This window comes from Brucella sp. 22210 (assembly GCF_052045675.1).
Taxonomy (GTDB): Bacteria; Pseudomonadota; Alphaproteobacteria; order Rhizobiales; family Rhizobiaceae; genus Brucella.
Genome location: NZ_JBQEPD010000030.1, coordinates 18235 through 39979, shown reverse-complemented (window position 1 = coordinate 39979; position 21745 = coordinate 18235). Strand labels below are relative to the sequence as shown.

Below are 21745 nucleotides of genomic sequence, written 5' to 3'. Positions count from 1 at the left end.
TGATGCCTACATCCAATGGTACAATGAGAAGCGCATCAAATTATCACTGGGGTCGCTCAGCCCGATTGAGTATCGAAGAAGTCTCGGCCTTAACGTATAAGTCAGTCCAAGTTTTTATCCGCACCCCCGCCGGGTCAGTCCTCAGTGGCAATCAACATTCAAGCCAAAAGTAGCGCTCTCTGGGATCAGAGACAAGCAGGCGCTTGTGGAATTCTCCCAGTGATTTGATGTGCACGCGAACCAGATCAATTTGCCAATTAGCTTGAAGTACATGGAGATTTTTCCATTCTAAGCAAAGGCAAAAGCATCTGAGCTATAGAGAACTCCCCTGCCCTCGCCTTCTGCGTTAGAGCGCGCAAATAGCCTCCAGCAGAATTGATTTCATTTATGCGCTGGAGAATGCCTGCGATTGTCGCAGAAGCATTTTCGATGCCTAAGACCTGACAAGCTTCATGATAGGCTGATTGGCTGATACCAAGGAACGTTGAAACGATTCGCGTGGCTTCAATTAGATCGCGCCATGAACCGATATTGTTTGGTGCATAGTCGACGATATCAGGACATGCTCTTAGAACAGTGTCGATAGAAAGCATGGTTATTTTTTTGATGCTGCTGTTCTTGATGGTGATCTCTGCAGATTGTGCAAAAGGCTCCTTCAAAATCGTCGTTTTTATATTTTGAGATTCAAAAAGGGATTCAGGCTGGGATTCAATATGATGCCGCTTAGAATGAGCGTGATTGGCGCTCATATCTCGAACATTATCGTTTTGGGTCAAAGAGTTATCTATATCCGCGCGTAATTCAGCTAGGTTTTCGAGAATGGTCTTTAGTTCTGGTGCGGAAGCACGACGCGGAATGGCGTCGACGATTGCACGAAAGCGCCGGTGAGCTGTTGTCCAAAAGTCAGATGGGCGCATTTCAGCAAGCGCGATATCGATCATCTGAGCAAGGTCCCTGCGCTGCAATGTAATCTGTTCGCGCGTGCGCTTAAGCAGCGCCGCATCGGCCTGAACCTGTTTGGCTGCTAGGGTGATATCATCTGAGCGTTCGAGAAGAGGAGCGAATGAAAAGCCGAAGGCTTCTTCTACGTGCCCTGCTTCATCTTTATAAGCGTAGCGTTTGCCATTAGGACTATCGCGGCGTGCAACGAGGCCACTCTCGATGAGCGTTGCAATATGACGGCGCAGAGTAGATTCCGGCATTCCATGGGCTCGTAGCGAGAGCTGCCGATTGGATGGGAAGACAACGAGACCGTTCTTGGCACTGATCTCGTTGTCGGGAAGAAAAGATAAGAGAGAACTCATCACGGCAAGACAGCGGTCGTTGATCCCGAACACTGACTTGGCAATGCAAAGCTCTTTATAGATCGCCCAACGGTTGACCGACTTTCCATTCGATTTTGTAGATGATGTAAGCTTGAATTGGCCAAGCGACATCTTTCGCCCACGAAATGTGGACGTTATTGACTCCAGAATTTGCATTCCCTCTTACCTTTTTTCAGGCAAAAGAAATCCACCCGCCATAAAGACGCTTATGACTCTTGACACTGATTCATGGAAATGCGATTCTCTGAGTGCTTAAATCTGAGGAAGGCTTCCATGCGGCAACGTTTTGGGGGCCTTTTTCTTTTGCGGTTCGTTCTCCTGGTTAATTTATCCGTCGTGATGGCTCTGAAGCGAAGCTTCAGCAGCTATTTGGATGTCTCGCTGGCCTTATATTCTGCATAGAGCTCTTCAAGACGCGACTGAATAAAGTCGGCAAATTGCGGAGCCGCTTTGTCATTGAAGGTGAACTGTACATTCTTACCAGCTCGTTTGATTGCGACAGGCTGAATACCCTCACCAAGAACAGGTGAGTGAACGGCATCCCTTCGGGGCTTATTTTTCGATGTTGATGATTTGAGCTTATCGAATACAAACTGAAATCGATCATCTGAAGACAAGGCGGCAAAGTCGACACTGTGGATGGCGTCATTTGCAATAGCTTCGCCGACAGCTGTCAAAAGGCTAACGAAATCTTCCCAGCGTGTGCGCCCGATGGACGGCGCACGGCCAATCTTGCGGATGATCTCTTCGGGTATCGACTTGATGATCGTAATCATCTTCGAAAGGACGGCTTTATCAATGCCAGTCGACTGATAAAGCGTTTCACGAGAATAGCCCTGCCCTTCCAAAGTGTAGGCAAAGAAAGCCTTTTCGATGAAAGAGAGGTTGGATCGCGTGTTGTTTTCCTGGCCCTGGTGAATGACCAGCTCTTCATCCGTGAGCTGCTTGACGACCGCTCTGACCTTGATACCTAGAGCTTTGACGGCCGCAACACGTCTGTGGCCGTAGGCTATCTGAAACCGATCTGAATCGTCTGGATGAGGACGTACGAGAATTGGCACAAGCTGTCCGCTTTCGCGGATTTGCTCGACGAGTTTTGTCTGGTCTTCATCGTCAAATCCCAGTCGGTCAGAGACGAATGAGCTATCGATCAGATTGGGATCAAGCTCGATAATCGTCTGACCATTGGAAAGCTGACGCTCGATTTCATCAGCGCGAGCAGAGCGTTCATTGATCTTTTCGAGAGATTGCGAAATTGCGCCAAGGGCTGCCGGGCGATTTGCACGGTCTCGTTCCATGCCGGCAAGCGGTCGTGCCTGTTCGAAGGACGAGCTTGCAGAATGGTCCTCTGCTTTTTGCGACGGCTCTGATTGATCGGAAAAGTCGAAAATGTTCTTTCGTGCCATGATTAGCTACGCCCCCAAGTCTGCCGAATGAGGTCTTCAATCTCAGCGTTGACAGATGTCAACGATTCCAATGCGCGGTCATAAGTGCCACGCGAGAAGGCAGAACGATCAACCTCGTAAAGTGTCTGTTTTGTCAGGCCCGCATCTGAAATGGCGGTCGACTTCAGCATTGGTGTTTCCAGCACGCGATTGCCAAATATTGAGCGCATGAAACCAGCCATCTGGTTTTGCGGCGCATCGTTTGGTTCATAGCGTGTGATCAGGTAACGCATCCAGTCGTATTGGGTATTGCCACCAGCCCGCTCAACCACAGCCAGTAGGTCAGATGTCATGTGCAGGAACTGGTTCATGGACATGACATCGAGCATTTGCGGGTGGACCGTAATCAACACGGATGTGGCGGCGCACAAAGCAGACAGTGTCAGAAAGCCCATCTGCGGTGGGCAGTCGATCACAACCACATCATAGAGATCTTCGACGACCGCTAGGCAGCTGCCGATGCGCGAGAAGAACATGGCTTCGTTCTTTTGCTCTGCCAGAACCTTTGGCGTTTCATGTTCAAACTCCATCAGCTCGAGATTGCCCGGAATGACATGCAGGCCGGGCGTGTAAGTCGACCTGACAATATCGGTAATCTCGCGCCGTTCCGCATCATAGCGAATGGCACCATAGAGCGTATCATTGACCCGCACGTCGAGTTCAGGCTGATGGCCGAACATTGCAGACAGCGAGGCCTGTGGGTCGAGATCAATCGCCAGAACGCGATAGCCACGCAGCGCGAGATACTGGGCGAGGTGGGCCGAGGTGGTGGTTTTCGCTGAGCCGCCTTTAAAGTTCATGACCGAAAGGATCTGCAACTTCTCGCCATTTCGGCGATGACGGATATATTTACCGTGAGTCTTGGGCGAGTTGTCGTCCAGCAATTGCCGAATGGCATGAATGTCTTGAATGGAGTACATCCGCCGGCCGTTGCTCTGCGGAGCAGGTCCGTGGCCTTCCGAAACGATCTGACGGAGATATCCTTCCGCGACGCCGATGAAGGATGCTGCTTCAGCAGGTGTAAAGGAGCGGATCGACTTCTGCGCTGTTGGTGGGAAAATGCGCATTTGATGCGCCTGAAGTCGCTTCGACAGCTCTTCAGCGTCGGCTTCAATCAAGGACTGAAGGCTGCTATGAGGTTGTGGAGATGCTGTCGGGTTTTGATGCATTGGTTCGTCCTTATCAGCGCATATTCAGTAAAACATAACAAATATGCGCTGACGAAGATGCCCCGATTCTGTCTTCGCTGCAATTTGTTTTTAGTTAATGAATAGTTAACGCGAAGCAAAGCAAAGAACGAGCCAGGCAGAAATTATAGCGTTTCAGAATTAGCAGCTTCCGAGATACTCTTGGACGGCATTTCTGTTTATTGACATCTGTCAACATTGCGCGAATGCGCTGACCAGTTTGTATTACGCAGATCATAACCGACTGACATGCGATTGGCTGGTCGGGTCAGGCTGCGCTCGGTCAGGAAATGGCCAGAACCTCGATCTCCTGACCGCCGAGCGAAGCTATATCACCAATGGATTTACCCATAAGCAATCGTGCCAGCGGCGAAACGAATGATATGGTGCCACATTTTGGGTCTGCTTCATCCTCGCCGACAATGCGATAGGATTGCGCAGGACGACCGTCTCTACTGAAAGATATAACGCAGCCGAAACCAACACTGGTTGGAGATAGAGGCGCGGGCGTTAGCTGGGCTGAATGAAGGCGCGCAGCATAGTAACGAAGATCGCGTAGAGGGTGTGCTGTCTGACGCCGCCGCTCCGAAATATCCTCATTGGCATTTGCCGCTTCAAATGCTGCGCGTGCTTTCTCAAGTTCCTGCTGTAAAAGTCGCAACCCCTCCTCTGTTACCAGATTGGGATGGGGAGAGATCTCGCGATCGGGCAGGATCGTTTCCGAAGCTGCTTCTGCGCTCTCTTCCTTGGCGAACGCAACACTCATGGACAACTCCTTTTTGGATCGCGCAATCTTATCCGATTCTCGAGGGGGATGGGTTGTGTTGTGAAAGGATGCTCAGACAATATACAATGACTTGGAAGGGCGCTTTTTCTGGCGCCGTTAAACGACTTGCAGAGCGTTTGCTGAACGATGAATACGGTCGGGGACGGCATGCTGGATCTTCACTTATCTAATACAGTCGACACATTGAACAAATTGAATGTTACTCGTTTTGCAAGCGCGAAGACTGAGGCGGGGCGGGGCGCGCAACGAATGATGCTAACCGTCTCGCAAACGCGCCCTCGTTGGATTGGTAAGTTCGTTGACAGCTGTCAATTTCGAAGGAAGCCAAAACGGCGCGCGTCTTCCAAAAGATTTCTAACCGAAGAGGCCTGCCATTTACCGCCGCCTCGCGGGGGCTTTGCGTCCATAGCATCAAGTTTTGCAGCAATGGCTCGCAAGGAGAGGGTTGGATCAGCTATGGCAATGGCCGCAACACGTTTGATAAGATAGTCGTTCGGAATCCGGCGCTTCGCCTGAATGAGTAGTTTTGGCTCAGCGAGGCCTTCTTGCACAAGTTTACGGATGGCTCGTCTCAGTCTTTCAATCGTCCAGCTTTGTCCCTTTAGATTAAGCGTCCATACGATGTTCTCCCAGCTGTGCTGCGGACGAAGCTGCGAGACGGTGGGCAGCCATGAGGGTGCCGTGGCAACAAGCTGTTCCAGATAGGCGCGGTTACGCGCTGCTGCGATATCGCTGATGGCTTCTGGACGGCGCTCACGCAATCCCGGATTGCCAGCGAGCTTGCCATGGGCTTTTGCCAGCTTCATGCCAGCCCGTGTTCGTTCTACCTTTAGGGCATGTTCGAGGTTAACGACCGCATCGAGAATTTGCAGTGTAGATATGGCTTCCTGTCCGGAGGTGTCGATGGGGTCATCAAGGGAAAGCAGGTGAATGCCACGATCCGTGAGGTGTCTGTAGAGCTCGGCCAAGTGGCTGACAGACCGAGCCACCCGGTCGAGTTTCACGACGACGAGTGTGTCCCCGGCCACAAGGTGGCTCAGAAGTTTTTCGAGTGCCGGCCGCGATTGAAATTTTTCAGCAGCGTGTTCCTGGTAAATTCTGATGCAGCCCGCGTTCTGTAGTCGGGATAGTTGGGTCGCGTTGAATGGGTCGTCCATTGATGGCCGTGCATAGCCGATCCGCGCTTTGGGGAGGGGAGGGAGATCAAGCTCATCAGCAAATTTGGTCATCGCTACTATCCGGTTCCGCACAGTCTGTACCAATTGAGACTACGTCATAAAAGGTTACTTTGTATACGGTTTTCAACAATGGCGTTGGAGCTCCACAGTGCGGATATGATGAGCTTTATGTCGGCCTGTTCTTGGTTGTGCTGCCGCTTATCCTGAGCCAATCTGAGGAGAAAGGACAGTTGCGCGGTCAATAAGACTTTCAACCAGGTGTCAATAGGGCGCCATTAAGGCGCTGCTGAAAGCAGGGGAGCGAAAATCGTAGATGGGCCCTCATCCGGGCCTCTTTGAGCTTCTAGCCCGGTGAATTTAATTTATTGAAAATATGAACTAAATTTTCCGAAATGAAAGCTAAGGCGAGCTTTAGTTTAGCTCGAGCGATTGCTTTTCTTTCGGTGTTCTGGGGGAGGAAACCTAATTCGAATTGGCCGAGCGAAGAGGCTCCAAGACCGTTTTAGACAAACAGAATCATATTTGATTTGCAGTCAAAAATCTACAGTCGGACTTGCATGATGGTTCTTAGCGTTACGAGGCTGCACCTCTGGTGCGGGACGTCTTCGAACAGAGGGCTTCAATAGTATAATGATCCCGGTTTGGTATGCACGTCGTATTCCGCTACCAAGAAAGGCGTACCGCTGACATTGAGAGTCTTCGATTAGGTTAGCCAACATTGCATATTGAACATGTTTCTCTCCCTGTATGCGTAACTTACAAAATTGATATTGAACGCAGAATTTTCCGAGCCCCAGCTTCTCCTGTTCCAGAAGATGTATCGGCTCGGGAACTCAAGTCGGGCTGAACATACATCGTCCTGCATTCTTGGGCGCGTTCGCCGGCGTGTTGGTAGGGGGAACGTGTGTTGGTTGCGTATCTCATCAGATCGAATAGCGAGTTGGGGCCCTTGAATGGCGAGCAAAGACACAGGTCTGTCTTCACGGGTCCATTCTTCAACCGGTCTATAGTGCGCCTCCTGTCCGTTGGGGCTGGCATCATCGTGATGATACCAGCCAACGCACAGACCGTATGTACAGCGTCGCCATGCGCGGGCTCTACGACTATAGACGCGAACTCCGCCGATTATTTTTCCGATACATCCCGCCCTAACTGGACGTTTCAGGATACGAGCACGCTCAACGCGGCTGCGACCGGTGCGATCAGTGGTGGCATGCAGGTCTTTTATGACTCCAGCGCTCTGAACGGCACGACGATAAATGCGATCAGCGGCGGGTCGCAATATTTCAATGGCAACAGCAGTCTCAACGCTTCGGAAACATTTGTAGTCGGGGGCGGTGTGCAGAGCTTCTATGACACCAGCGCGCTGAATGCATCGGCTGCGAATGCGGTCAATGGCGGCGAGCAGTATTTCAACGCCAGTAGCTCGCTCAACGTAACAGCTGCCGGGGGTCTCAGCGGTGGGCAACAGTACTTTTATAATACGAGCGCGTTGAATGTGGATTCTGTCAGCGGATTAAGCGGTGGTACGCAGATTTTCTACGACGCCAGCGCATTGAACGCCTCGGAAGCAAATGCCGTCGCTGGCGGGTCGCAATATTTCAACGGCAGTAGTCGCCTCAATGCAACGTCGTCCAACGCGGTCAGCGGTGGATCGCAGAGCTTTTATGCCAACAGCGTTATGACGTTGACAGCAGTCAACGCCGTCAGCGGTGGTGCGCAATACTTCAATGGCGACAGCATATTGAACGCCAACGCTAGCGGCGCGATAGGCGGTGGCACGCAATATTTCTATAATCTCAGTGCCCTGAATGCTTCGACCGCAAACGCTGTCAATGGTGGCACGCAGGATTTCCATGACAGTAGTGTCTTCAATGTTTCCGCAGCCAGCGGCGTTAGTGGCGGCGCGCAAACTTTTCATGGCAACAGCACGCTCAATGTGTTGGCGAATGATGCACTGACGGCAAATGCGGGCGTTAACTTCGATAATCAGGCGGGTGGCATCGGCGGGACGATCAAGCTCAATGGATTTAGTACAGTCGTCGGAGCCATCAATAGTGTTGGCACGGGGGCTGGTGTTATCGAAAATGGTGCCGCCACGAGCAGTGTCCTGACCATTGATGGCTCATCCGTCGGCCCGTCAACATTCTCCGGTGTGATCCAGGATGGCGGTAGCGGTCGGCTGTCGCTGGCGCTCGATAGCGGCACGTTGACACTCAGTGGAGTGAACAGTTTCACAGGTGGCACGACGATAACGGGCGGTGTCTTGCAGGTATCAAGCGATGCGAATCTTGGCGATCCATCAGGCGGTCTGATTTTCAATGGAGGGACACTGGCCACGACCGCGAGTTTTCAGACTGCCCGGTCAATTTCACTTGCCCAGGCCGGTGTACTGGATGTTGCAGATAACACCGATCTCGTCGTGAGCGGTGTTATCTCCGGGCCGGGCGATCTTGTGAAAATGGGTACAGGTGTGCTCCAACTCACAAACACCGCCAATAGCTATCGCAACACCATTGTTGGGGCCGGTCGTCTCATCGGGAATTCGGAAACTATCGCAGGCAATATCGCAAATGCAGGTGTCGTCGTTTTCGAACAGGCGGCAGATGGCAGTTTTACTGGCAATATTGCCGGCGCTGGTGGAGCGACAGGCACGATGATCAAGGATGGGGTTGGCAGCCTCATCCTGAATGGCACATCGGGTCTCAACTGGACTGTGCAACAAGGCAATCTGACTTCCGGCGCTGACCGCTTCTCAGGCGACGTTACAATAGCGAGTGCGGCCTCAGTGACGTTTGACCAATCAACCAGCGCGCAGTTCGACGGTGTATTGATGGGCGCAGGAACCTTCTTCAAGACCGGCGCTGGCACGCTCACCTATAATGGCGAAAGCGCATCATTCTCAGGAATGACTGATCTTTCCGCTGGCGGTTTGATTGTTGGATCGGACATTAGCCATAGCAATGCCGTGCTTAGCGGCTCGTTTATCGTCGGAGATGGCGCTCTGATCGGCGGGCACGGCACCATCGGTTCGGGTGTTGGATCAACGGTCGCGGTTCTAACCGGAGGAACGCTTTCGGCTGGAAATTCGATTGGAACATTGACGATCAATGGCGATCTGACGCTTGAAAGCGGCTCGACTTATGCTGTCGAAATTGCGGGCGCTGGTGCGAGTGATCTCACGCGTGTTTCCGGCTCAACAACGATTTTGGGTGGAGCTGTCAGTGTAACCGCCCTTGATCCCGCAACGAGTTATCGAAACGGGCAAACCTATACGATCCTCACATCGGATGGCGGTATAAGCGGCACGTTTCAGGATACGGTTTCGAAGTCCGCCTTCATTACCGCAAACGAGACTTATGACCTCAACAGTGTGAAATTGACGATTGCTGTGAAAAATGGCGGTGGTACAGATCCTACGACCGATACGCCGCCCGCAATTTTCGAAACCGTTTCGCAGACAAAAAACGAAATAGCGACGGCAAGGGCGCTGGATACGCTCCAACAGTCGGGGCAGTCTCTTGAGCTTTACAACAAACTGTTGATGCTGGGCCCCGATGAGGCGCGCTCCGCCTTCAATCTTTTGTCAGGCGAGGCCTATGCTTCAACAAAAGCGGCGCTTATCGAAGGTAGTTCGCTCATTCGAGATGCAATGAACAGTCGTCTGCGCTCCATGGAGGGCTTTGAGCCATCGCTTTCTATGCCTATTCTGTCCTATGGCCCTGAGAAGAGCGTCAGTGTTGCGACACCCGGCGCATTCGCCGCGATAACCCCAACTCCCCCCGCTCAAGGTTATGATGCCTGGATTCAGGGCTATGGCAACTGGGCTTCAATCGATGGAAACGGTAACGCAGCCCGGCTCGACTACAATACTGGTGGCTTCGTAGCAGGCGTAGATGGCACTGTGTTCGATAATTGGCGCCTTGGATTATTAGCCGGCTATAGTAGAACAACGTTCAATGTCGATGGCCGCTCATCATCCGGGCAAAGTGATAATTATACGCTCGGAGCCTATGCCGGAAAATCCTGGAAACTGAATAATGGCAACGCTGTCGCCTTGCGGACCGGGCTTGCTTATACTTGGCACGAGATTGAGCTTGACCGATCGGCCTATTTCCCTGGTTTTTCAGATAGTCTGAACAGCGATTATCATGCCGGTACGTTTCAGGCATTTGGCGAACTTGCCTATCAGTGGGGCACGGAAGACGCACCGCTGGAAGCGTTTGCCAATCTGGCCTATGTCCATCTTCACACAGACGGCTTCAATGAAGCAGGACGGACAGCCGCCCGGCTTGCGGTCGACAGCGATACAATGGACACGGCTTTCACCACCATCGGCTTGCGTGCTTCGAGGCGTTTTATGATGGGTAATGTATCGGCAATTGCGCATGGGTCTATTGGTTGGCGTCATGCTTATGGCGATATCGACACAAGTTCCACAAACAGCTTCCTTGGTTCTTCCGCTTTCACTGTCTATGGCGCGCCTATTGCCAAGGACGCGGCTCTTATCGAAGCCGGTCTGAATTTCAATCTCTCTCCTCGCTCAACACTTGGCATTAATTACACGGGCCAGATCGGTTCCCATGCTTATCAGCAGGGCGTGAATGCCGTGTTCAGGGTGAGGTTTTGATACCAGTGGAGCGTGCGGTGGCAATGGTGTCGCGTAGTTCATCGACTTCGATGGGTTTATGCAGGAGGAGGGCCCCGCTGGCATTGACGTCTCTCAATCGTGCAGGAGACGTATCACCAGTGATGATGATGGCCGGCACCGGAGTACCTATAACGGCCGACAATGATCGAATGGCGTCGAGACCGGTAACGCCGTCACCCAGCCGATAGTCGGCAATGATCAAGTCCACCGGAGCGTCGCCAATCTCAAGGGCTGCCTTGTACGACGCCTGGGCCTCTGCGGCTGATCGCCCAAGGTAAAGTTGGTGTCCGTCGAGAGTGAGCAATCGCGCCATGGCATCGAGAACATCCTTCTCGTCATCAACGACCATAATGCCCAGCGCTGTTTCCACTGCGAGCGGCACATGCACGTCCGAGTTTGCAGGGCCCTTGTCACGCGTTTTGGGCACGGTGATCGAGAACATGGAGCCTGAGCCCGGCACAGAAACCAGTTTTAAAGGGTGGTTGAGAAGCATGGCTGCACGCCGAACGATGGCAAGCCCCAGTCCCAGACCTTGCGACCGGTCGCGCGCCGGATTTTGTAGCTGAACGAATTCCTCGAAAATCTTTGCCTGGTGATCGGTCGGAATGCCTGGGCCTGTATCGAAGACCTGAATTTCGACTGTATCGCCACGTCTGCGACAGCCAAGAAGAATGCGGCCATGCTTCGTGTATCTGAATGCATTGGACAAAAGATTGTTCAGGATGCGCTTGAGCATCATCGGATCACTGTCGACACAAAGATCGCTTTCAACGACATGCCATTGAAGATCGCGTTGCTCGGCCTCAAGCGCAAATTCGTCGTGCAGGTCGTGAAACAAGGCGGATAGGGCTACCGGCTCGTTGACTACCGTTACAATGCCCGCGTCCAGCTTCGAAATGTCGAGCAACTCGTTCAAAAGTCCGCTCAGATCGTTGACGACGGATTTCGCTTTAGCGGCCAGATCGCGCGCCTCGCCGGAAGCGACATTGCCGCGCTGTCCCAAAACGCCAAGCGTGGAAATGAGCAGGCTCAGCGCATGGATCGGTTGGCGAAGATCATGGCTTGCTGCCGCGAGAAAGCGTGTCTTGGCGCGGTCGGCGCGCTGCGCGCGGTCTGTTTCTTCCTGCAAGTCCACGACGAGATTTTCGTTTTCCAGTCGCAAGCGAATGGTCTCGTGCAGCATGCGATAGGTGATCCGGCAATAATAGAGATTGATGGCGACCAGCGCGGTCAGCAGAAACAGAAAGGCGCTGGAAATCTCGCTTTCGGTCGTGATGCAGCGCACTGCTATCGGAATAACGGTCGCAATGATTGAACCGACCAGCGCTGGTGGAAATGCCGAGAGTGAGGGGACTGTGCCGCAGACAAGGCCGGTTAACACGATCACGGTGAAGGACAGAACGATTGGCGCTTCAGGCAGAAACCCTGCCCAACCTAGCCCGCCCCATAAAAGGCCGGATATCCATGAAAAGCTCGCGGCAAGCCAGGCCCACCGTTCTATTGACTGCGGATCCCTTTGTCGGCTGAAGAACTGCCTGGATGCGAAGACACGTATGGCCGTCAGCGAGTAAAGCGCAACGAGCCATCCGGTGATCCAGCTCGTGGGAACGGCGTTCTTCAGAACATAGATCGCACCAAGAGAAATAACGACATTCGAGATAATGACGCCGTAGGAATTGCGGTAGAGAAGTTCAGTGAGCGCCTGACGTATCCTGTCTTCCTGCATCAGACTACCCCCCGATATGTTGCCCCGTGTGGTGCATTGTCCACTGTTGCACATTGATATACTTAAATGATTTATCGATCAGTAACTTGATGCCAATAAGTTGTGATTAGAACGATTTGCGTTAGCACACGCCAATGTAAGGTAAACAACAGCCGGATGACCCGTCCCCTGACTGCCATTCTTGCCGATGACCACGCTATCGTGCGTCAGGGGCTGAAGCTTCTTATCTCATTGATGGACAATGTGTCCGTCGTTGCGGAAGCGGGGGATGGAGCGACCGTCATGGAGCATGTGCGTAATGCCCGGGCGGATTTGCTTGTTCTCGATCTTGGTATGCCGGGTGTTGCGGGCATCCAATTCATCTCGGATATAAGAACTGTCGCACCTAGGCTGAAAATTCTGGTTCTAACCGCGAATATTGAGCCCAGAACTATTCGCGCCACTATGGAAGCGGGTGCCAGCGCTTATTTGACCAAGGATGGCGACCCGGAAGAAATCGGTGCGGCCATTGAAGCCGTCAGAAATGGTGAGACCTATCTGGCGCAGTCCATCCGGTTTGCCGTCACGGGGTCTTCGCGGAACAGCGGCTTTCCACCGCCGTCGGATATCCTGTCTCCAATTCCGTTGACGCGCCGCGAACGCCAAATTCTGGCGCTGATCGCGCAGGGTTTGACAGCAAGAGATGTTGCCACACGACTGGGGATCAGCCCTTTAACTGCACGCAAGCACCGCGAAAACCTGATGCGGAAGCTCAATCTCCACAGCTCAGCCGAGTTGACGGCTTATGCAGTTCGTCTGGGCTTACCCACTGTGTGAGCAGACACACCGATCAAACCATCCCGCGTTGCTCGACGCGGCTCCCCGAAAGGTCCTTCCGTATGTAAAAGCCATTTGGGATGGCCTCTTGCACCAACGGAACATGCGAAATCAACCCGACCGCACGGTTTTGGCTGACCAGCGTATTAAGCGCTTGCAGGACCTGATCGAGTGTGCCGGCACCGTTCTCGGTGTCGAGGCTGCCAAAGCCTTCATCGATGAAGATGGTATCGAGCCGGACTTTGCCATTTGCGCTTTCAACGACATCGGCTAGGCCGAGTGCCAGTGCAAGAGCGGCAATAAAGCTTTCGCCACCGGAAAGCGTGGCTGTGGGACGAGGTTTTCCGGTGAAAGTGTCGTGCACTTGAATGCCGAGACCTCGCCGACCGCGCCCGGAACCTTCAAGAGCGCGTTCAAGCGTATAGCGTCCGCCGGACATCGGGTTGAGGTGTTGATTGGCGGCGATCAGCACCTGATCGAACATGGCACCAATTGCAAAAGTTTCGAGATCGAGATTCTGTGAGTTTTTGGAATCGAAGAGTGCTGCCAGCTCGCGCAATGGTCCGCTCTCGGCTTCCGCTTTTTCCAGCCGGTTGATCGTATCAGCGAGTTCAGCCAGCAACTTGTTCAATTGATCACGGCGCGCTGCCGCAGTTGCAAGATCCGTCTGCGCTTTTTGAAGTGTCACATCCGCGTCCTGCAACGCCATTTCGAATGGCGGCAGGGCAGGGCGCTCGAGAGTTGCAACTGCCGCCGTGGCTTTTCGTGCTGTGTCTTCGGCAACGAACAAGTTGCGGCGGTAATTTTCGACGATCTCCCGGTCCTGATCAATCGTGGCAAAAGCGGGCTTGAGCGCGAGGTATTCTTCATGGGTCAGCGTTGCAGCTTCCAAGCGTGAAGCGAATTCGTCTTGCGCACGGCTCCGCCGAAGACGCTGTTCGTCCATCCGCTTTTGAGCGCTTTCCTGTTCCTTCATGGAAGATAACGCGGTTTCGCGAGCTGTCGTTGCAGTTTCGCGAGCTGTCTTTCGTGCATCTTCGCGTCTTGTGAGAACATCAGCACGACTTGCGATAAGCTCGGCAAGACGGGCAGCCTCGCGATGTTCTTCCGGGATATCGGACAACATCTCTTCAAGGCGCACTTGCGCACTTGCCAGTTCCGTTTCCGCCGTCTGAAGAGCAGTCCGATGTTGATCGCGGATTTGTTCAGCTGCCACTTTTCGCGTTTCTGTCTCTTCAAATTGCCCTTCGGCAAGAGCGATGTCCAGAATGGGGCCGAGCGCTTCGATATCCTGTTTAACCTTGGCGAATGCTGCGCGGAGTTCTGCCAAAGGGCGCTCGGCAGGGTTCAACTCTGACACGCGGTTCTGGCGTTCAACAAGAATACTTTGCGCCGATACGAGATTTGCATGCGTATCGCGCTCGGTGGATTGCCGCTGTTCCCAAAGTTCCTTCGTCTGGCGAAAAGCAGCATAAAGCCCTGCGTGATGTGGGTTGCCAGTTGCCGGCATTGGATGATCATTGGCGCCACAAACCGGGCAAGGCTCGCCGGGAACGAGTTTGCTCGCCAGATGCAACGCCTGTGCGCTGGAAAGCTGCCGCTCCGCTTCGATAAAAGCGTTTTTCGCTTCGCCTGCGGCGTTAAGCTCTCCACGATGACGTGCTGATAACGTCTCGACATTCGCCTTGGAGGATGCGGCGTCAGCCTGCGCCTTCTCGACAGCCTCGGCATGTGTAATCGCATGCTCGAGTTGACTGCGCTTTACGAGCAGTTCCTGCCGCTTGCTCGCAGCCAAACGCGCTGTTTTCAAACTATCTTGCTGCGTTTGCTTGCGAGTAAGGAGAGCGGCAATTGCCTCAAGGCCCTTTTGCAGAGCCGCATGGTGCTTCCGGCGTTCATCAGTTGCCTGTGCAACGTCTTGCGATATGGCGATGGAGCGCTCAAGTGTTTTCTGGTGACGCTGCATTGCTTCGATACCGCGTCGCAACTGCTCGATCTCGCTGGCCTTGGCTTCCTCAGCTTCATGTGCGGTTCGGGCAAGTGTTTCAGCTGCGGTTGCAGCGGCAAGTTTTTGAACCGATACACCAAGGGCAGTTTCTGCTGCAGCCAGTTCTGCGGTTGTTTCCAATACATGCCGCTCGACGTCGAGCAACAGGCGAGCACGTTCGGCGGATTGCAGCTTCTTCGCAATTGCATCAATATCGGAAGCCTGTTGCTGCAGAGTATTTACATCGTTAGAGGCCTTGATGGCCGTCTCAAACAGACGATCCAGTGCTTTCGCGGTCTCAAGTTCGGTATGCGCTTTCTTCTGCGCCTCTCGTTGAATGGCTTCGACTGCCGCCAGATCGGTGCAGGACGTGTTGCTTTCTTCAATGCCCGACTTGAGAGCGTCGAGGCTTTCAAAACCTTCTGCATTCAGCCGACGCGTAAATACTTCCCGTTCGGTGCGAAACTGTCGCTCGACTGCTTCAGCATCGGCTTTCATCCGCGCGGCCAGGCGCCGATAAAGGGAAACATCGAACAGATCGCGCAAGATGCCAAGACGCGCCTTGGTATCGGCAGCGAGAAAAGCTTCAAACCGTCCCTGCGGCAGAAGCACAATCTGGCGAAACTGGTCGGCGCCATAGCCGAGCAGATCCTCGATGGCCTTTCCAACCGGGCCGACTTTCTTTTCTTCAATCACTTTGCCCGGACGCTCCGGTGTGATGTCATCGAGCGCCATGCCTGTTGCATCGAACAGCCAGGCTTCATGTGGATCTCTGGTTTCGCCATTCCCGCGCTGCTTTGGCCGGGACTGTTCTGGTCGGCGGCGCACGACATAGCGGCGATCTGCAATATCGAACACAAACTCGACTTCGGTCGGACGGTCTGCGTCAGCATTATCGGACCGCAGGCTCGGTGTTTCCTGCTCGGCCTTCGCGGCTTCACCGAACAGAGCGAAAGTCATGGCACTGAAAATTGTCGATTTGCCGGAACCGGTCTGGCCGTAAATACCGAAAAGACCAGCATCGACAGCCTCACGGAAATCGACGGTCTCTTGCTCGCTATATGGTCCGAAGGCCTGCATTATCAGTCGTACGGGTTTCATGCCGCATCCTCGGACTGATGAATATCGCTCAAAGCTGTTTCGACGACATCGCGTTCCGGTTCTGTGATTGGGTCAGCACGAACCTGTTCGACAAAGGCTGCGACCAAATCCATTGGTTTGATCGCCTGAAAGTCAGAGATCGAAAGGGATTTTTGCGCAGCGGCGCGCTCGTCACGCTGGTATGTCAGCTGACAGGCGTTTGGAAACACCTCGCGCAGTCGCTTCATGGCCTCGATAATCGGCGTATCGTCGGTCAGGACGGCCTTGATGAAATCTTCTGACCGGGTGTGAGCAAGAAGCTCCGCATGTCGTCCTTTCAAAACCCGGACTTGCCTGATGGGTTGAAACGGGATTTCCTCGATTATCACCGCACCATCAGCGTCGATCTCGACGAGATTCATAGATTTCACATGGTCCGCTTCATCGAAGCCAAAGGCGAGGGGGGCACCGGAATAGCGAATGTGATCGCCGCCCGCTGTTTGTGGACGATGCAAATGTCCCAGCGCTACATAAGAAGCGCCAGAAAAGACAGCCGGATTGACGGTTTCAATGCCGCCAACGCGGGCAAGCGGTCGTTCCGCGTCGCTTGGTTCTGCGCCCGCCACAAAAGCATGGGCCAGTATGATCCAGCGCGCGCCATCCGGAACATGTTTGCGTGCGGCGGCAACTTGCGCTTTCAACACATCTTCAGGCGTGGCCAGTGTTTCGTCGCCAAAGCACTCGCGTGCGGCATATTCATATGAAAATGGCAGGCCGGAAAAGACAACGGGTCCGTGATCGTCATGAAGCACAAACGGACGTTCATCGGCAGAGATCATTCCGCGGATGATGCCGCGTCTGGTGTCGGTAAGCACCGACATGGCTTCAATCCTGTCGCCGGAATCATGGTTCCCGGCAATCAGCAAAACGGCGGCATCTGTCTCCTCAGAAACGCGCCGCATGAACGCATTGAACTGGCGCACCGCTGTTGCCGGAGGTGCAGCGCGATCAAAAATGTCGCCCGCAATGATGAGCGCATTTGGCTGATGAATATGGATCGCCTCGACAATCTGATCGAGAGCCGCGCTGTGGTCCTCTTCCAGCGATATCCCGTTGAATTGTCGGCCCAGATGCAAATCAGCCGTGTGAAGAAATTTCATTCAAATCTCTTGTGATCATTCCAAATTTCACAGGCAACCCATGGAATGGACTGCTTCATTAATAGCAATTTCGGCTTTTAGCCAGCGATGGCACTCAACCGCCAGTGCATGCAGACATTGCGGCTTGACCAACGCCCCACGATAAATCCCCCTGTGTGATGGCCAGTGTGTGCTTGCCATCTGAAAAACGCGTTCCTTTATCTCCCACAGCGGCGAGTTCAATTGCCGGTTTGCCATTCACCGAAACAGAAGCGTGTTCGCCCATCAACCGCACCGCCAGTTTCGTGCCGTCTTTGCAGACGTAGTCGCTGACAGGATAGGCGTTCCCCGCGCCAATCGAAGCGCCCGATGCAGAACTGACGTAGCCGCCAAGTAGTAAAACGCTGGTCGCTGCGATCGACAGATTTTTCAGCATGGCGGTTCTCCAGATTGGGACCCTGCGGTTGGGGGAGTGATGAGCAGTTTTGATTGGTTCGGTGAAAATACCTCGTCTGAGCGGTATAGGTCAAATGCATGTGACTATTGTCCAGCATTCTAGAAATCTGCAATCGCCATTGTCGGTAAAAAGTCTATGCCGTAACAATAATTTCGGAAATTAAATAGAAATCGGGGCTGTTGAATGGTTACGATCTTTTCTCTTTCCGTCTACATGTCTTTCCTTGCCTTTGCCGCTCTGGGAGGGGCATTCTTTCTGTTCGGGCGCGCAATGCTGTATGTCTTTGCGCATTATGCAAAACGTGATCCGCTCTCCATACCGATAGGGGCTTTCATTGCCACTGTGGCGACAGCTTGGGCGCTTGCACTGGGATTTGTGGCTGCAGATATCTGGGCGATTACGTCAAAGGCAAATCAGGCGACGAGCGATGAGCGCTCAGCAATCGTTCGATTGGTCGGCATCGCAGATTCACCAGAGATCGGTGCCGTTCCACTGCGTGAAGCTTTGATGCGTTACCGAACAGCGGTTATTGACGACGAGTGGATCAAGAATATCAACCTGTCTCCAGCGTCCTCCGTTGAAAAATCGCTTCAGGCTATCCGTGACGTGATATTGAAAATGAGCAAGGAGAACATTCCAGCGCCAATCATTTCGCATCTTTTGAATGATCTTGATATTTTGCAAGACGCGAGAAGCATGCGGCTGTCGGTTGGTGCCACATCTGTCGATTCCTATAAATGGTATCTCGTTATTTCTCTGACGATCATGACAATCATCACCATTGCATCCACCCATTCGGATAGAATTCGCGCGGGACGTGTTGCGCTTCTCATATATGCACTGAGCGCTACCTTGTGCTTATGGATACTGGCAATTCATGCCAATCCCTATCAGGGTCCAGCCAGGTTGGAACCGACCGTCTTGCTGACCTCACTTTGATTGGATTCTTAGGATGTCTCGTGTTCGAGATGGATGGACTGTGTGTCGTGTCTCAAAGCTCGAACATAAATGGCAGCGCTATTTAATGCGCTGCCATTTCTAAGTGATCCTGGAGATAGATCTAGCTAGTTCAGTCTTTGGCCAAATGGTCTTCCCGAACAAACTCGCCAATGGCTTGATATGTTGCTTTGGCTTCCTGCGGCACCAGATTCTCTAGCATGAGATAGGCATGCACCACGTCTGGAAAGTGCACATGCTTTACGGGAATGCCAGAGGCTTTCAACCGGGCCACAAAAGCAAAATCCTCATCGCGCAGCGGGTCAAGGCCACCACTGAACAACAGCACTGGCGGCCACGCTTTTGTAACCGGCATGTTAAGTGGGGAATGCGCCAGACGGTCTTCATTATGCTGGAAATATTGATCGAAGTACCATCGCACCTTTGTCTCATCCAGTAGTTTCCCTGTTCCGTTCTCCTTCACTGACGGCCAGCTCAATGTGTAATCGAGGCTCGGATAAATAAGGACCAGACGATTGATAAGGTCGGGCTGGGAGGTTTGCATCTCCGCAGTCAAGGTTGCGCTAAACGCTCCTCCTCCGCTGTCGCCGACCAGTGTGAGTTGATGCTGATAGGGGATGTTCTGTTGATCCAGCAGATGGTAGGCCTGCAACAGAACGGCGCGTGCATCGTCCAACCCAGCCGGAAATGGGTTTTCCGGGGCACGGCGATAATCAACGGCGATTACAGTGTTGCCGGTGCTTACGGCCAGGTGACGAGCCACAGGATCATACACATTGACCGATCCGCTAAGATGGCCGCCGCCGTGAATAAAGAACAAAACACCAGGTGCCTTACCATCGCGCTGCCCGGCTGCGGTTGATGGCGGTTTGCTGGCTTTGCTTTGGTAAATACGCACCGGAATTCGTCGTACGTCTGCGTCGACATCGACATTAACGACTGCCAGATCTTCAGACGGAGGCGTAGTGTACTGATGTGTCAATTGCGCTAGCCCCTCGCGGGTGCTGAGGGTATCAAAATGAGACACAGGCTTGGTTGTATGCTCAGCCAAAAAAGCGGCTAGTGCAGGCGGTGGAGCCGCGGTTAGGGAACCGTGCTCTTGTTGCCATTGCTTCGCATATTGCTGTTGATCCGTTTGTATCGTGGCGGCATGCGCGGCACCGGACAACAGGCAGGCCGTCAAGGCGACGGAAACCGGTATGCTGCATCCCGTGTATTGGGCTAAAGGGGAAAAATATCGATTTCTCTTAATAGCTTTTTTCATCAATTTTACTCGGGTGATTACCATGATGAGAAACGGTTTGGTGAACGCTTCGGGTCAGTTTTCTCAGGCAGTGATCGTTATTCCATCATCCAGCCATGGCTCACGAGCAGGGATTGCCCTGTAAGTGCACTGGTTTCGAAGTCACCCAGAAAAACCGCGACATCTGCGATGTCTTGCTCTGTCGTAAACTCGCCATCAACGGTTTCGGACAACATCATCTTGATGACCTCATCTTCCGAGATACCCAATTCGGCAGCTTGCTGCGGGATTTGCTTGTCGACGAGTGGAGTACGGACGTAACCCGGGCAAATCATGTTGGCCCTTACACCCCGCGCTGCGCCTTCTTTGGCCACAACACGACATAATCCGAGAAGTCCGTGTTTTGCCGTTACATAGCGCGCCTTCAACCTGGAGGCTGTTTTGGCGTGCGCAGACTCCATATAAATGTTGCTACCCTGTTTCTGGGCATACATATGCTTAAGGCAGGCGCGGGTGGTTAAAAATGCGCCATCCAGATGGACGGCCAACATCTTTTTCCATTCAGCCAGTGTGAATTCTTCTACGGGTCGAACGATCTGTATTCCCGCATTGCTAATAAGAATATCAATCGTACCGAAATGGGCAGCTGCGTCTTTTACACCGGTATCGACTTGTCCTTCATCCGACACGTCCATGATAGTGCCAAAAGCCTCTCCTCCGAGAGCTTCTATGTCTTCCGCGGTCTTGGCGACAGCGTCCGACGACAGGTCGGAAACGATAACTTTCGCTCCTTCCTCGGCGTATCGCAATGCAATGCTTCTGCCCAAGCCGCCACCGGAGCCGGTGATGAGTGCAACTTTGTTTTTCAAAGACATGTTTACTATTCCTTTGAGCGCGTGATCCGAGCGAGGATGTTGGATAACGCCAACTGCGCAGTACAACTTGGTTGATGCCAGTCATCCAGCATCAGGCGAGGTAGTCATGAACCACGCGCCCGTGCATCAGGGTCAGGTCGGCGATGTAATGACTTGCGGATAATACTTCTCGTACTGGTAGCTTTGCGACTGGTGCCAGTGCGTGTGGATGCAGTTCCAATGCGCCGGGTCCAGACCAGGCCCCCTGCAGACGAATATCGCCCATGTGATACTGAACCAGTTCGCAAATCCGCAGACTACCGTCCACATGCGGAATGATTTTCAGCAGAAAGCCGGGACGCTTCATATCGTCGAGCAGTTTCGCCTGTTCCATATCTTGATATTTGTAACCCATGGTGCCAGTGGCAATACGCACTGGACCGTAATCCAGGGTGCCGATCAACGTATCCTGAACGACCTCCAGACGAGGCTGTGCAAATTTCTTGGGGAAGCCCCAGATCTCACGGCCACCCGCAATTGGTGCGTGGTCGTCCAAATACATGGCGTGGGTGTAGCTGCCTTTGACACCATGAAGGCTGACCGGAATAACCTGGCCGCTCTCAGTGTAGCTACCAAATCCAGCGGAATCGGGCATGCGAATAAATTCGTAATGTACAATGGGTTCATGAACCTCCAACGGCTCAGGGACCACGGCCCGGAGAGCATCCATGTCCGTTCGGTAGGTTAAGACTAAAAATTCCCGATTGCAGAAGCGAAACGGGCCCCGACCGAAGGACGGGCTGGTCAGCGGCATGGCATAAGCCTGCTGGCGTATTCTATCAATGTCCATATTAGTCCTGATTATATAAGGTGGAATTCAATAATATTTGCGTATAAATTCTCGGTAAATTAT

The 21745-nt window shown here is 53.1% G+C and carries 16 protein-coding genes; 4 read left to right on the top strand and 12 right to left on the bottom strand.

Translation table 11 applies throughout. From position 1 onward, the window contains the following. On the top strand, positions 1-100 hold a 100-nt coding region (locus tag ACTJKP_RS22475), incomplete at its 5' end, for an IS3 family transposase (protein ID WP_440632243.1). 157 nt (positions 101-257) lie between these two features. Here the strand turns inward: ACTJKP_RS22475 and repC are convergent. The 5 genes from repC to ACTJKP_RS22450 form a co-directional block, all read right to left on the bottom strand. Continuing rightward, positions 258-1481, bottom strand: coding sequence for a plasmid replication protein RepC (repC, locus tag ACTJKP_RS22470; RefSeq protein ID WP_440632240.1), 1224 nt, complete (start codon positions 1479-1481; stop codon positions 258-260). Positions 1482-1690: 209 nt separating this feature from the next. Continuing rightward, positions 1691-2731 (bottom strand): plasmid partitioning protein RepB, encoded by a 1041-nt coding sequence (gene repB / locus ACTJKP_RS22465; RefSeq protein ID WP_440632239.1) that lies wholly within the window; start codon positions 2729-2731, stop codon positions 1691-1693. A 2-nt stretch (positions 2732-2733) separates the two neighbouring features. Further along, on the bottom strand, positions 2734-3939 hold the full coding sequence (gene repA, locus ACTJKP_RS22460; protein ID WP_113533280.1) for a plasmid partitioning protein RepA: 1206 nt from the start codon (positions 3937-3939) through the stop codon (positions 2734-2736). A 301-nt stretch (positions 3940-4240) separates the two neighbouring features. Then, positions 4241-4723 (bottom strand): transcription elongation factor GreA, encoded by a 483-nt coding sequence (gene greA / locus ACTJKP_RS22455; RefSeq protein ID WP_078340265.1) that lies wholly within the window; start codon positions 4721-4723, stop codon positions 4241-4243. Between the two features lie 329 nt (positions 4724-5052). Then, positions 5053-5973 (bottom strand): recombinase family protein, encoded by a 921-nt coding sequence (locus ACTJKP_RS22450; RefSeq protein ID WP_078340264.1) that lies wholly within the window; start codon positions 5971-5973, stop codon positions 5053-5055. 994 nt (positions 5974-6967) lie between these two features. Between ACTJKP_RS22450 and ACTJKP_RS22445 the strand changes: the two genes are divergently transcribed. Beyond that, positions 6968-10552 (top strand): autotransporter domain-containing protein, encoded by a 3585-nt coding sequence (locus tag ACTJKP_RS22445; RefSeq protein WP_440632238.1) that lies wholly within the window; start codon positions 6968-6970, stop codon positions 10550-10552. Here ACTJKP_RS22445 and ACTJKP_RS22440 read toward each other — a convergent pair. Next, on the bottom strand, positions 10536-12299 hold the full coding sequence (locus tag ACTJKP_RS22440) for a hybrid sensor histidine kinase/response regulator (RefSeq protein WP_113533278.1): 1764 nt from the start codon (positions 12297-12299) through the stop codon (positions 10536-10538). The genes ACTJKP_RS22445 and ACTJKP_RS22440 overlap by 17 nt on opposite strands. 156 nt (positions 12300-12455) lie before the next feature. On the opposite strand from ACTJKP_RS22440, the gene ACTJKP_RS22435 reads away from it, so the two are divergent. Beyond that, the gene (locus ACTJKP_RS22435; protein ID WP_440632237.1) at positions 12456-13115 is read left to right on the top strand and encodes a response regulator; all 660 of its coding nucleotides are present in this window, start codon (positions 12456-12458) and stop codon (positions 13113-13115) included. A gap of 13 nt (positions 13116-13128) precedes the next feature. On the opposite strand, the gene ACTJKP_RS22430 is transcribed toward ACTJKP_RS22435, so the two are convergent. From ACTJKP_RS22430 to ACTJKP_RS22420, 3 genes are all read right to left on the bottom strand, one after another. After that, the gene (locus ACTJKP_RS22430) at positions 13129-16203 is read right to left on the bottom strand and encodes an AAA family ATPase (protein WP_440632236.1); all 3075 of its coding nucleotides are present in this window, start codon (positions 16201-16203) and stop codon (positions 13129-13131) included. After that, complete coding sequence (locus ACTJKP_RS22425) at positions 16200-17342, bottom strand: exonuclease SbcCD subunit D (RefSeq protein WP_440632235.1); 1143 nt, start codon at positions 17340-17342, stop codon at positions 16200-16202. The genes ACTJKP_RS22430 and ACTJKP_RS22425 overlap by 4 nt, the downstream gene beginning before the upstream one ends. A gap of 94 nt (positions 17343-17436) precedes the next feature. Next, complete coding sequence (locus ACTJKP_RS22420) at positions 17437-17757, bottom strand: hypothetical protein (protein WP_440632234.1); 321 nt, start codon at positions 17755-17757, stop codon at positions 17437-17439. A gap of 204 nt (positions 17758-17961) precedes the next feature. On the opposite strand from ACTJKP_RS22420, the gene ACTJKP_RS22415 reads away from it, so the two are divergent. Beyond that, a complete protein-coding gene (locus tag ACTJKP_RS22415) occupies positions 17962-18717 on the top strand; it encodes a hypothetical protein (RefSeq protein ID WP_440632233.1) in 756 nt (251 codons plus the stop codon). Between the two features lie 130 nt (positions 18718-18847). Here ACTJKP_RS22415 and ACTJKP_RS22410 read toward each other — a convergent pair whose 3' ends face one another. From ACTJKP_RS22410 to ACTJKP_RS22400, 3 genes are all read right to left on the bottom strand, one after another. After that, entirely contained in the window at positions 18848-19999 is a 1152-nt protein-coding gene (locus ACTJKP_RS22410; RefSeq protein ID WP_440632232.1) for an alpha/beta hydrolase, read from the bottom strand. Positions 20000-20076: 77 nt separating this feature from the next. Beyond that, positions 20077-20853: a 3-hydroxybutyrate dehydrogenase gene (locus tag ACTJKP_RS22405; protein ID WP_440632231.1), complete on the bottom strand. Its 777-nt coding sequence runs from the start codon at positions 20851-20853 to the stop codon at positions 20077-20079. 91 nt (positions 20854-20944) lie between these two features. Continuing rightward, a complete protein-coding gene (locus ACTJKP_RS22400; protein WP_440632230.1) occupies positions 20945-21682 on the bottom strand; it encodes an acetoacetate decarboxylase in 738 nt (245 codons plus the stop codon). Positions 21683-21745: the final 63 nt, after the last annotated feature.